The organism is Sphaerisporangium sp. NPDC051011, from assembly GCF_040653595.1.
GTDB lineage: Bacteria > Actinomycetota > Actinomycetes > Streptosporangiales > Streptosporangiaceae > Sphaerisporangium.
In genome coordinates this window covers 622,747-635,827 of record NZ_JBFAGG010000003.1, presented here as the reverse complement: position 1 = coordinate 635,827, position 13,081 = coordinate 622,747, and the positions used below count along the sequence as shown (strand labels likewise).

7 protein-coding genes and 1 CRISPR repeat array are annotated in these 13,081 nt (G+C 69.6%); all 7 genes read right to left on the bottom strand.

What is annotated here, in order from left to right:
* Positions 1-254: 254 nt before the first annotated feature.
* The 7 genes from AB0H21_RS10095 to AB0H21_RS10065 are packed head-to-tail and all read right to left on the bottom strand — an operon-like array spanning position 255 to position 12,088.
* Entirely contained in the window at positions 255-2,675 is a 2,421-nt protein-coding gene (locus AB0H21_RS10095) for a hypothetical protein (RefSeq protein WP_358514090.1), read from the bottom strand.
* Entirely contained in the window at positions 2,617-4,866 is a 2,250-nt protein-coding gene (locus tag AB0H21_RS10090) for a TIGR03986 family CRISPR-associated RAMP protein (protein ID WP_358514088.1), read from the bottom strand. The genes AB0H21_RS10095 and AB0H21_RS10090 overlap by 59 nt, the downstream gene beginning before the upstream one ends.
* Entirely contained in the window at positions 4,863-5,414 is a 552-nt protein-coding gene (csx19, locus tag AB0H21_RS10085; RefSeq protein WP_358514086.1) for a CRISPR-associated protein Csx19, read from the bottom strand. Before csx19 ends, AB0H21_RS10090 begins: the two co-directional genes overlap by 4 nt.
* Positions 5,411-7,093 (bottom strand): RAMP superfamily CRISPR-associated protein, encoded by a 1,683-nt coding sequence (locus tag AB0H21_RS10080; protein ID WP_358514084.1) that lies wholly within the window; start codon positions 7,091-7,093, stop codon positions 5,411-5,413. Before AB0H21_RS10080 ends, csx19 begins: the two co-directional genes overlap by 4 nt.
* On the bottom strand, positions 7,090-9,411 hold the full coding sequence (locus tag AB0H21_RS10075; protein WP_358514082.1) for an RAMP superfamily CRISPR-associated protein: 2,322 nt from the start codon (positions 9,409-9,411) through the stop codon (positions 7,090-7,092). The genes AB0H21_RS10080 and AB0H21_RS10075 overlap by 4 nt, the downstream gene beginning before the upstream one ends.
* Complete coding sequence (locus AB0H21_RS10070) at positions 9,408-11,015, bottom strand: hypothetical protein (protein WP_358514080.1); 1,608 nt, start codon at positions 11,013-11,015, stop codon at positions 9,408-9,410. Before AB0H21_RS10070 ends, AB0H21_RS10075 begins: the two co-directional genes overlap by 4 nt.
* Entirely contained in the window at positions 11,000-12,088 is a 1,089-nt protein-coding gene (locus tag AB0H21_RS10065) for a hypothetical protein (RefSeq protein ID WP_358514078.1), read from the bottom strand. Before AB0H21_RS10065 ends, AB0H21_RS10070 begins: the two co-directional genes overlap by 16 nt.
* Positions 12,089-12,295: 207 nt before the next feature.
* Positions 12,296-13,041: direct repeats of the CRISPR family, unit length 30 nt; unit sequence GTTGCGACCCCTCTCAGGGGTGATGAGGAC.
* Positions 13,042-13,081 lie beyond the last annotated feature (40 nt).

Here is a 13,081-nt window from a genome sequence, read left to right as displayed (position 1 = left end):
CGCGATGTCGCGCAGGGCAGGTGAGATCAACGAAACATAGGCGGGGAATGCGATGGATTCGCGTACGGCCGCTACAGCGCCGAGGTTCATGACGCTCCTTCCGAGACATGGCAAGAGAGCGCGCTCGGTGAACGCGTTTCTTGCCGACACTGGCCTCGAAATTCGAGACCCTCAGAAGGAGCGGGAGGAGCCGCTCAGGCTCGCGGGCGTTAGCCGTTGAACTGGTCCAGGTTGGCAGCATGCCCTAAGGGGCGTCAACCGCTTTGCCGATAGTGTAGATAGAGTGCCTCTATAACCGATTTGTAGCGAATAGTAAGCATATCATCGGCTCTGACCGGGCCTCCCAGGTCACGTACGGCGCGCTCTAGTAACATCGATATTTCGCCACCGGTCGCACGATGGCTCCCACGGCTCTGCTGATCCAGGGCATGGCCCTGTACGGACCGGTTCGCCTGCCGCCCGAGTTCGTCCAGGGCCGGAATCCCCGAACGCAGACGGCTCCACTCCTCCCATGTGAACAAAGCCGGGCGCAGCGCGGCCACAGCGAGGTAGGCGGCGAGGCCGGGGTGTTCGCGGCACGCCTCGGCGATCAGCAGCAGGCGCCGTCTGGCAGCGGCCACGCGTTCCCGCCATGTCCATCTGTCGGAGCCGGACCCGAACAGGTCCTGCTCAAGCCTCGCCACTTCGGGGTGCACGCCGTACAACGCGTCCGAACCACGCTCCAGCAGGCGGCGGGCCGTCCGTAGGTCCAGCCGTTTGACCGCGCTCATCGCGAGCCGGGCCAGCACCTGATCCGCGCCGAGACGGGCCAGGACCCTCTGGCCACCGCGCAGTTCCGACGAGGTCTCCGATGTGCGGGCGAGCTCGGTGACCCGAAGCGGGCACGCGGCGGTCAGCGACCATTCCACACCTGCCGCGATCATGCCGTAGTTCGTCATCGGCGGCCCGGGGTTGAGCGCGAGCACCACCTCGTCGACGTCCCGCAGGCTGCCCGACCCCGTCATCCCGGTGGGCGCCGCCTCGGACCTCAGAGCCGCGACGACGACATCCCGGATCGTGTCCAGATCGCCCGAGACGTCCTCGATCACCCGCGCGTCCACATCCGCGGTGGTGGCCTCTACCCACGCGGCGAGCCGACGAGCCCGTACCAGGGTTTCGGCGCTGGCCAGCAAGCGAAGCCGCAGCACACCTCGGCGTAACAGGGTGTCACGCCGTCTCCGCAGCTCAGCGACGACCACATGGATGGCCTGCCGGTCCTCGGCGTCCCTGTCTTCACGGTCCAGTCCTACGGCGAGCAACCCCAGGACGTCGCCGCTGCCGAGGACGGGCCAGCCGGTCCTGCCCGTGCCAGCGACGAGACCCACGCCGGGATCGTCCTTCTTCTCCCACTGATCGGCGGCCGCCAGCAGAGTCGGTGGTAGCGACCCGGGGTCCAGAGGGCCCGGCATCAGATGCGCCTGATGGGTGGAGGCGGCGGTGTAGAGATCTGTCAGCGCGGAATCTCTGATCAACCGGACGCAACCGGCCATGCTGTCACCCACCAGGGAACGAGCGGTGCTGCGGATCCGCCCTGCCAAGCGTCCCTCCCCGCCCGCTCGGTCGCCGAGCGCGGTGACGAGTGTCCGCACCTGTTCTCTCGTACGGGGAGACAGCTTCTGCTCCTCGTTGGCGAACAGGCGGCGGAGACGTTCGGCATACCATGCGCGCAAAAGGCCGTAGTCGGCCGCCTCTCCTCGGCCGACTCGCTCGAACAGGGCTGCCTGGGCAGTGGGCCACAGTTCAGTGAATTTGGTGAGCTGCCCCGGCGAAAGGCTCGATATACCGATATTTCTTGATCGTCTCCGTAACTCGGCGGCATATCGCGTGTCGCCGGCCTGCCGGGCCGCGAGCAGCTTCCAATGCTCCTGCCCGCCGGGTGCCACTTCGGCGAGCGCGTCCCAGAATCGGTGCCTGAGCAGCCAGGATTCCAGGTGCGCGGCCATATCGCCCGGCCGGTCCAGAGAGTACGACCGGCCAGGCGTGTCGATGTGCACGATACGCGACGGCCGGCGGGCCCTCAGTGCGGCACAAAGCGCGCCGACGCTGAGCGTGAACGCCCCTGAACCACAACTGATCAGGATCTCTTCAGGGTGGTACCCCGCAAGCCACCTGTTGAGGGCCTCGGAGGCGGCGTTGAGCGTGAGCGCTTCGACCCGGACGACGGCCACCGCGTCCGGGTCGAAGCGCGCGCCACAGAGCCCTTCCTCTGCGATCAGCCGCGCCCGCATGTCGCCGGCCCAGTCGGCGAACGTCCGGCCACCGGGACCACCGGGTGTGGTCGTTCCCAGCAGGACGACCAGGGAGATGGGCAGGTCGGCGGCGGCGAGGCCCTCGAAGAGCTTTCTCAGGGGACGGCGGTCCTTGCCACGGGCGGCGGGATCGCCTTCCACGTCGGGAACGGCTCCGGCGAAACTCCGTGCTCCGGGAAACCCGAGGTCTCCGCCACCGACCGCGTGCACGAGCAGCACGCCGTCCGTCTTTCCCAGAATGGCGCATCCCCTCCACGGCCGACACAATTGGAGTAACCGTGTCGACGCTAACTCATCGCCGGTCGCATGCGCCGTAAGATACCGAGAGTCACCGCTGCCTGCCGCCGTTTCCCCGCCCCTTTCCAGCATCCCGGCGACGAGAAGCATTGGACGAAGGTTTTCGGCCGTTCCCATTCCTTCGGGAAGCGCCATTGCCGGCGTTCCCGTTATCCGGGTAGACCGCCAGCGGCGGAGCGGGATCCACGAGGCCGGGCAAAGACCGTCCGCGCCCTTGAATGATCTTCCCCTTCTCGACCCTCTCGTTCTGGGTGAACCACTCGTAGTTCCGGCCACGCGGATCGGGCGGCGCCTGCGTGTTCTCCGGGAGCCATCTCGGGCGCACTCGGGGATAATGCACAGGAAGGTCGGGGTTGCCCCGCGCCACGGCGAGCACGGCCGATCTGACCGAGACCAGGTGATCAGAGGAGTCGACGAGCCGAGTGAACTCGTCGCGCGCCTGATCAAGGATCTTCATCGCATCGACGTCCCGCAATGGCGCCGACAGCGACCGGTAGTAGTCCGAGAACTGCTCGCCGGAGTGCAGATCGGTGGCGTCGGCGTCGATGTCGAGGCGTATGCTGCCGAAGCCGAGCGGACGGCCGAAGCCCAGCCGGTGGTAATGACCGCGCGGCATGCTCAGGAGCCAGGTGATCGCGCCGAGTTCGTACGCATCGAGATCGCGAACGTCGACCGTGAACCGGAACCTCGTCCCGGGCCGAACCCACCCCTTGATCGACCGATTCTGGGTGTCCCGCTGCTCGTTGCCGGTCGTCTGGTAACGTCTGCCGTCGGGAGTCAGGTGGCCGCTGTCGTCCGGCGAGCTGCGCGACCGCCGGTACTCGCGGTAGTGAATGCCGATACGCACCTGCCCGGGGTCGACCTTTCCCTGGCCTTCGGTCCAGTGCTGCCGAGGGTCCAGCCCGGCCTGGTGCCAGTACGCCTTCCGGCCGCGCAGGCCACGTCCCGCCTGGTAGAGCCGTTCCTTCGGCGTCCCGTCTCCGACCGGCACGTCAGGCCTGTGCCGGGACTCCGCGAGATAGAAACGTCCCTGCTGGGGCTTGGGCCGCCCCAGTATCGCGAGCGGGAGCCCATCGCCGTCGAATCGCTCGACCGCCTCTTCGGCGTTCTGCTCACAGGTCACCGGGCCGATACGCAATCGCCCGCGATACGCCGAGGGCCGTACTCCCGAGCCTTGAGGAGCGACCCACCCGAAAACGCGATCTGCGGGCGAGAGTTCGTCGTAACAGGAAGCCGGTGACAGTGAGGGGTCCAGAAGATCCTTGGGTGCGACCGGATACAGGTCACGCGGGATCAGTACTGGATACAGCCGGTCGACCCTGTTTTCCTCGTCGCAGCGGACGTAGCAGAGGGTGCGGGGTTTCAGCTCCATCCGCGCCGTGTCATGGATGTGCGGGCTCCAGGCGAGCTGGCCGGGACCGTTTCCGAACCTCTCGCCAGGACCGGCCTGATGACCGTCCGGCGTCCGGCGCTGATGGAGTTGCTCGTGGTCGTGTGCGCGCTGATAGTCCTGGATCAGAAGGTTCCAGTCGGCGACCAGCGCACTCCATTCACGCGCCAGGGGAAGCGCCTCTGGTTTCCTCCCCGGCTCCATGAAAAAGAGTCGCTCGGATGTCTTGTTCTCGATGTTGGGCCCGGTGACGTACGCGATCCCTTCCACGAGGGTTTCCCCTGGCCCGGCGGTGAGCTTCTCCGGCGCGTCACGCGGTACGAACGCGACCACCTTGGCGCCGTTGCGCCCGTCATCGGCGATCAGCGCCCGCAATCGTGCGAGATGTTCGGGGGCTTCGCCAGGCTCGTGAAGACTCTGCCCGGACTTGTCGTACATCTTGAGCGATGCCACCTGGCACCTGAAGAGCACTCCGTCAGCGGCGATGTAAACCGGCACCATGCCTAAGGCGTAGCCGGCGTCGCGGCGGAATCCCAGCGGCGTGTCGTGGCCGTCGAAGACGCCGAAACGGGAGTTGGTGACGGCCTCGAAGGCGGCGCGCAGCATGCCCTTGACCGAAGTGGCCGACAGGTGGGGACGGCCGTCGCGGCCCTGGACGGGATAGACCTGGTGTCCGGGATCCCCGGTGGAAGGCGACGTGGCGCGGGTGGTGTCCAGGAGCAGCAGCGGGGTCTCGGCGGTCAGGGTGACGCCGATCCGGCCGGTCCACCGGTCCTCGTGCAGGCGATCACGGCCGGGCGGCGCGGCATCCCGCAGCGGCTCGGGCAGGCCGGCGCGGGGAAACGCCGGGACGAACGTATAGGGGTTGAGGAACGTCTGATCACCGCTCATCTCGCGGCTCCTTCCAGGGGGTAGGACTCGAAGCCGATGAGTCGTTCCTCTGCGACGTAAGCGTTGCCGTGGGCCTTGTCCGCGACGACGTACTCGCGCACAGCCAGCCGGATCCGGCCCGTTTCCGGCGCCGCCGCCATGGGCACCGCCATGGCGCCCACACGCGCGGAGGCGAGCATGGCCCAGCCCGGCGTGGACGCGGTGGCCGTTCCCCAGACGAGATAACGGGTCTCTATCGTGGTCACGGCGTCCAGCGCGTCGAACAGCTCGCCAAAGGCGCCCGGCAGGAGGCTCGCGTCCTCGGTCAGCAGCACCGCGTATCCGGCCTCGACCCAGCGCAGCTCGACGTGGGCGGTGAAGACCCGCGCCTCGTAGACGGCGGACAGGTCGGCCGGACCGGTGGGTGTCACGCAGCCCCTCCCCGCGACCCGGGCGAGGCGGTACGCCGAAGGCGCTGTCAGCAGTGCGCATCCGCCGTCGAGCCGGGCCGCCTCCAGCGCCTCCGGCAACGTGATCCCGGTGGCGGCGGCACCGTACAGGGCCGTCATGATGACACCTCCTGTGCCAGGTAGCCGGTCCATGCCCGGGCGATGGCGGAGATCTCCGGTCCGTCCAGTGCGTCGGGCAACGCGATCGGATCGGGCCACGGGCCGCCGGTGAGGGTGATCTGAGTGACCTCGATGTCGCCGAACCCCCGGTTCGTGGAAGCCCCGAGCGGGAGCCGTCCGCCGGCGAGGTCCCGGAGCATGAGGAGTAGCAGGGCCAGCGCGATGTCACGCTCGGCGCCGAGGCGGGTGAGGTCGACGGAGAGGCGGATGGGTTCCCAGTCCACGTCGTACGGCTCCAGCACGCTGAACAGGCGACCGTCGGCGGCTCCGCCCGTCCAGCGGTCGAGTGCCACATGATCCGCCCGTGCCATGCCGAGGTCCTCCAGCCGATCGCGGACGGAGTCCGGCAGCGTGGTCCGTCGCTCGTCATGGGCTTCCCGGTGCGACTGGTCCGGCCGCCGGACTTGGTCCGCTCGTTGGTCGCGGTCCTCGTGCCCGTGGCGGTGCTCCCGCCGGTCCTGGTCCGGTCGCCGGTCGTCGTCTCCGGTCACGGACTTCCACAGCGTGCCGGGAATCGTCACCAATGCGGTGCACTCTTCCGCGCGCAACGCTCCGGCCCCGCGATCCGCCGAGTCGTCACGGGCCGAGCCGAACAGCGCCCGTACGGCGGGCAACTGATCGAGCTGTGACCGGAACGCGGCGCTGTGCTCGCCCGCGGAGGCCGCCGTTCCGGCCGTCGGCGCGTCGGCGCGCCGGGCCGTGCGTTCCACCAGCTCGGCGTGACTGCGCAGCATTCCCTTCACCGATCCCCCGGGCAGGACGAGCGTCAGGTGTTGACGGTCGACGCGGGTGGTGAGCGGCAGCGTGTCGATGACCAGGCCGCCGGTACCCGCCCGGACCATCACCGGCGCCTTGGGAGTCCATGTGACGCGGACGTCGAGAAGGTCGCGCCGGGCCGGGAGCCGCGGGTCGGCGGAGCGCAGAGCCGCCGCCGTCCGCCTGCGGGCCGGGTCGTTCCTGAGCAGGGCCACCAGTCCCGCCGGGGAGTCGAACCGATCCACGACCAGGTCGAGCGGGTCGTCGAGCAGCCGCACCGCCCCGAGGCCCCGTCCGGTCGCCGCGCCGATCCGCACCTCACCCGCGCCCAGGGCTGCCAGCAGCGCCCCCATCCTGGCCTCGTCGGCGGATCCGTCCTGACGGGACTCGATGTCCATCTCCAGCCGGATGTGGTACCCGGCCGGCACGACCGCTCTGCCGTACAGGAACTCCGGGGCCGCCGTACCGGTCACCCGGTCGATGCCCACCGACGGCCGGAACTCCAGGATCGCCGGGTCGAGGGGGTCGGCCGGGAGACCCCGATCGTCCAGCCGGGGGGCGGCCGTGATGAGGGCGTCGGCGACGACCACCCGGCTGGCCTGGCCTTCACCGCCCTGCCGAGGCACGAACCCCCACAGCTCGTCGAGAACGCCGGTGTCCGGGTCTGCGCCCAGCGACCAGTGCCGCAGGACTCCGGCGAGCGTGGTGCCGGGAACGTAGAGACGCCCGAGACCGTCCACCGCGATCGGCAACGGTTCGGACGGACCACCGCCGAGGCCGCCGACGTGCAACGGCGACTCGGTGCGCAGCCAGCCACGCGCCCTGACCCTGCTGGTCACGTGGCGTCCCACCCTGGCGGTCATTTCTCGCCCCCCACGGCCGCCTGGCCGGCCTCGTCACGGGCGTGCGCGGCCAGGCAGGCGTCGACCAGGACCCGCAGCGCCTCACCGCGCAGCTCGGCTCGCAGGAAGGCCACGCCGTCGCGGGTCACGACGAGTTGTTCCTCGGGCAGGCCGAGCAGCGTCCAGATCGTACCGGGGTCGGCGAACAGGCCGTGGAGCGATCCGACCGCCTCCGGTGGCCAGCCGGGACGACCCGTCCTGGTCCTGGTGAGCCACAGGAGGCGACTTTCCGCGCGCTCGGGGGAGGGCTCACGGGTGATCTCGCGTAACGCGTTCACCTGCGTGATGGAGACCCCGGCGGGGATGATCCGGCTTCGCCGCCGGGCGTCGCCCTTGATCCTTTCGCACATCCGGTGGATCTCGGACCGCCATGCCGCCCGCTCGAAGATCCGCGCGTCCTCGTAGCCCTTCTCGCCTGGTTCCATGAGCCGAGGGCCGGAAACCGGAGCAGGCTCGGGCCGTACGAGAGGGGCGCACGAGGTGTCGTCTCCGACAGGCCTGAGCAGCAGGTCGTGGTCGAGTTCCACCTGCCCGAACCCCTCGGCCCGGCGTTCCCCCACGCCCGAGGTCCGGACCTCCGCCAGCACCGCCTGATCGATGGGGCCACCGTCCACGCGGAACGTCAGGCAACTCCCGGCCGCCAGGCCGTACAAGGTGGGGCGGGGCAGGCCCCAGCCCCGGTGCCAGCTCTCCGTGCGATGCGCGCCGAGCGCGACGCCGACGCGTCCGTCCTGCCGTTCCGTCTCCCGCGTCAGGCTCACGCGGGCACCTGCCCTGGCCAGGGCCTGTTCCAGCGCGCGCCTGACGTCGTCAACGTGGGTGCTCGGCCGCAGCCTCAGGTCCCGGACCAGCAGATCGGACAGCAGCCACACCCGAAGCAGGCTCCCCTGCCCTGTCCCGGATCGCTGCCGGACGGCGGCCGGACGTACTTCCACGGTCACCTGCCCGTAGTCGTCTTTGGATGACCGGCCGATCCGCCACCGCCCGGTGAGCCCGTTCTGCCAGCCCGGCTCCAGCGCACCCGCCCGGACCCGCACCTCGGCGTGCAGCACCGTGCCGGCGGCCAGGGCGCGGTAGACGTAGACTCCGCCGATGTCTCGGGTGGGCCGCTGAACGTCATCCCGGACGCTGTTGTGCATGCGTACCGTGGAGGCCGGCATGACGATGGTGTGCGTCTCATCCCCTTCTGGCACGACATATCCGCTCCGGTATGGCTTGCCGAGTTGCCCGTCACCGGCCATCCGGTTGCCGGACACCCGGCTCTCTCCCTTCCTGTGTACGAGGACCCTGGGCACCGGGAGCGTTCGAGCGCCGCGTGCCGATCGCGGGGTGGCGGCCGTGACGACCAGGTCCCCTCGGCGGACAAGGGCGTGGGCCGCGCCACCGAGCCGCCGGGTCACCTCCGGCATCAGGCACCAGCCGGGGATGTGGTCCGCGCCCTTCACGACGTTGCCGAGGACGGTCGCCGCGGCGAGCACCGGCTGCTCCACGGTGATGACGAGTTCCGCGCACTCCCACCCTGGCCGCGTCGCCGCAGCCGTCGTGGCGGGCTCGTCGGCGACCGCGCATGGCAAGGCCGTCGGCGGCGGGACGACATCGTTCGACGGCGGTGGCGTCCACTCCGGCGCGAACCCCACCCCCTCGATGGTCATGCGGCACCGCCCCGCCCCTCGACGTCGCTTGCCGCCGATGGTCTCCAGCAGACGCGCCCCTGCGTCCAGCAGCGCGACGGCCGCGTCCCGCTGGGGCTGGTCCAGGTCCGTGAACCCGTCGATCCGGCCCCGGCCCTCCAACGTGACCCCGGCGCGGGCCATCTCCTCGAAACGCAGCATGTCGGCCTTGGCCGCGCCGGTATGGCCGTCGATCGCCACGCCGGGCTTGCGGAACGTCGCCGCCCACGCGACCCTCGGCCTGCTCCTCAGCAGGTCGGGCAGTCTCCCGGGTAGTCGCAGAGGCCCTTCGAGGGCGAGCGCGGCGGGCCGCAGCACGCCGGTGCCCGTGATGCCCGAGCCTCCGAACAGGAACACCAGCCAGTCGTGCCACACGCCGACGGGCCCGCCGTCCAGGGCGTGCGCCGCCAGTTCGCAGGCATCCCGCCAGACTCCGACCAGACTCTTCGCCGGTATGACCGGGGCGGCAGGCCCCCTGGAGACGTCGCCCGGGTCCTCTCCTTCCCGCTGGACGAGCCGGTCGGCGTACCCGTGAATCCCGGTCCCGGTACCCACCCGCCAGTCGCTCACCATGAACAGTGAGATCGTGAAATCGCCCGCCTCGCTCATCGCGCGCCCTCCCTCACCCGGAGGAACGGCAACGCCGCCATCGCGTCCAGCAACCCCGTCACCCTGCCCTCCCCAGGGGCGGTCCACATCAGGCCACCCTGTTCTTCCGTCAGTTCGGCGAGCGCCCTCGTACGGACCGCGTCCCCGGCGTACCGGCGCCGTAGCAGGTCGAGCCTCGAACCGGCGACCTCCTCGCCGAGGTGCAATCCCTCACGAAGATCATGTGCGGCGCCACGAGGGATGAGCAGCTCCCCGGACGCGGAGTCGCGTCGCGTCAGTGCCGTCACCCGCCGTACCAGGTCCTCCCACCGCCGTCCCCGCGCCCGGTCGTCCCGGCTCCCCCGCCCCACCAGGTACGGCGAGGCCGAGGTACCCGAGCCGCCCGACAAGGTGACCGAGCGGCGAATCCGCTCAAGATCGGGAGCGGAGCTCTCGAACAGCACCACGAACGCCACGGCCGAGCTCCATGCCTTCACTCGTTTGGCCTCGGCGTCGGTCAGCCTTTCCGCCAGCTCGTAGGCGAAGTGGAACGGGTAGTTACGCTTGACGATCGCGACACCGGCGGCGGCGCTGAGATCCTCCCTGCCCAGCTTCGCCCGCGTCGGAGCGAGCAGAGGATCACGCGCCGTCTCCCACTCGAACGCCTCCAGGTAGTGCCGGGTGAACGACAGCGCCACCGCGCCGTCGCAGACGACGGTGAGATCGTCACCACCGAGCACTAGCGGCAGCACCGGCAGGGAGGAGGCTTCCTCGCCGAGTTCGCCGGCCGTGCGGCGCAACGCCGCCCTGAACGCCCTCTTCGCGCACCCGTCCACGCCGGAGGAGAGGTTCCGGATCGCGTCCGCATATCGGCGATCGCGATCGATCCCCGCCTCCCCTGACGCATCGCCGCTCCCCGCCGCCGTCGGCTCGCCGAGTCGCTGGAAGACCTCACCGAGTCCGTTGCCGTCGGCGTGCACCACCGCGACCCACTCCGCCTCCAGCCCCAGCCGGTCGACGATCTTCTTCATCGTCGGCCGGTCGGCACCGGAGATCCCGGCCATCCTGTTGAGCGCGGCGGGATGGGCGGCGAGCTTGGCCATGGCCGCCGCCGACCTCGGCTGCGCGGGCTCCCCCTCGCCCTCGCGACGGATTTCGGTCGCGGGCAGCCCGCTCGACCCGCAGTCCTCGACAAGCGGGAGGCGGAGGAATCGTGCCAGCGGCCCCGGCCGCGTTTCCCGTACGGCCGCCAGTTCCACTCGCGCCCTCCGCATCGTCTCCGCCAGCGTGCCGGGGGTGTATTCGATCACCACGCCGCAGATGTCCAGCCCCGGCGCCTCCTTCAGCGCGCGGCAGGTCAGCTCCGTCACAAGGCGCCGCCCGGCGTCCCTGTTCCTGACCAACACCGTGATCCCGCCCGCCCCGGCGACGAGCAGCTCCGCGTCGTGGCCGCCGATCCGCCAGTCCTTCCTGGAGAAGCCCGGGAACACCTCTTCCAGCGACTCATCGGCCCAGGTTCCGTCCACCCGGGTGATCAGGCCGGACGCCCCGACGATCTCTTGACGCTTGCCGGAGGCGAAGATGTAGCGCTGGTTGCCCGCCGTACTGATCACGACGAGATACATGGCTCTCCTGTCTCGTAGGGATGGGGAACGGCCGTCACCGTGTGGCCGAGCAGCCAGCCGAGTGCGAACGTCACACTGGCCGGGGCCGCGATGAACAGCCGGGGGTTCAGGCCGGTGTGGTGCGGGCGAGCCGCGATCCACGCGCGCCATGCCGTGTAGACAAGCCGGACGGCCAGTTCGAAGTCGACGGTGGCCTCGGGAAGGTTCGACGGCCCGCCGTCGATGACCAGAGCGGCCCGGCACCGCTCCCAGCGCCCGCCGGCGTCCACGCAGCCGTCCCTCGCCGCTCGCAAAGCCTGGGCGACCATGAGCGGGTTGTCCGACAGATGCACCACGATGGCGACGGCCGTTCCTTCGGGTACCTCCTCGTAATCCGGTTCCTCGATCACCCGGGCCAATCGGCCCGCCCGCGCGACCTCCCCCGAGCTCAACGGCTCCTTCAACCGGCCGCTGATCCGCACCGAGGCGAAGAAGTCCGACTGGGCGCGTTCGGAACGCTGCGGCAGGACAGGAGTGGCCGCCGGCACAGGCTCATCGGCCTGCCGTTCCGGCTCGGAGCCGACTCCTCGCAGCCGGCGCTGCACATTGAACTTGAACTTCGCACCCAGTTCGAAGGCATCGGGCAAGGCGGCATTCACGTACAGCGACACCGGGGTGGTGGGGTCGGCCTCGGACAACTCGGTGAGGCGTGCGGTGACCAGCTCGTACGCCAGGTCCAGAGTGTCCTTACGGGCTTCGCGGGCCGCGGCCTTGTCTCCCGCGTCGGCGTCAGGCCTCGCCGCCGAGACGGTGCGCCGGACGGTGAAACACGAGTCGTGATGGCGCCGGGCATGATCGACGGCGGCGTCCGTCCACTGACCGCTCCAAGGTCCCCGCCAGTTCTCCCTCGGGAGAGCGAGCACGATCCCCACGCCCTTGCTGCGCTGCTGCCACAGGTTGATGCCGGCGAACACCATGGCGGCGGCCACGCAGAGCACAGTCAGGAACGGCTTCTGATCACCCAGCCAGCTCTTGATGACATCCGGCAGCATCCCGGCGGACACCGCCGCGGCCACCCCGGCAAGCGCCGCCACCCCCCAACGCGACGCCCCTTCCAACACCCCCCAGGCCCTACCTCTCCCGACCCGAGCCGGCAAAAGCCCCATCCCGCCACCCCTCCAAGCCTGATTTCCCCTCCACCTACTACAGATGGACGACGAAACCGGGCGTGTTGAGCGGCGATGACTGAGCTGGCACCCGAGTCGCCAGACCGCGCACCCGGCCCGCTGGAATCACCAAGTGTCGCGACGCCTCTCAGGGGTGATGAGGACCGGCAAGGCCTCCGTCGAGGCCGGGCTCGCCGTCGCGTTGCGACCCCTCTCAGGGGTGATGAGGACCCTCACCGTGGAGCAGGCCATCGTCCGCGTTGAGTTGCGACCCCTCTCAGGGGTGATGAGGACGCCGACGAGCAGCTCCCGGGCGACCAGGCGCATGTAGGGTTGCGACTCCTCTCAGGGGTGATGAGGACTCGTCGAGCACGACGACACCCACGCCCGCTTCATGTTGCGACCCCTCTCAGGGGTGATGAGGACAACGCTGCGAAAGGCAGAAGTCTCCGTAGGAGATATCGGGTTGCGACCCCTCTCAGGGGTGATGGGACAGACGTCCTCCTGGCAATAGATGCATCGTCGCGTCGGTTGCGACCCCTCTCAGGGTGATGAGGACGTCACCTCTAGGCGGGCCGGGAGTGGGATCACGGGTTGCGACCCCTCTCAGGGTGATGAGGACCGCGCGCCATGGCGCGAGGGATCGCGGAGGAACGGTTGCGACCCCTCTCAGGGGTGATGAGGACGCCTCCGGCATCTCGTGCAGGAGTTCGAGGTTTCGTTGCGACCCCTCTCAGGGGTGATGAGGACTTTCCCGTTCTCTACCCGTCGCCGACCACCATCACGTTGCGACCCCTCTCAGGGGTGATGAGGACCGCTGATCGGGCCGATCAGCGGGGCGCCGTTCACGTGTTGCGACCCCTCTCAGGGGTGATGAGGACCCCACGGTAAAGGCGCAGGTGAGAAGGTGCAAGGCCGAGG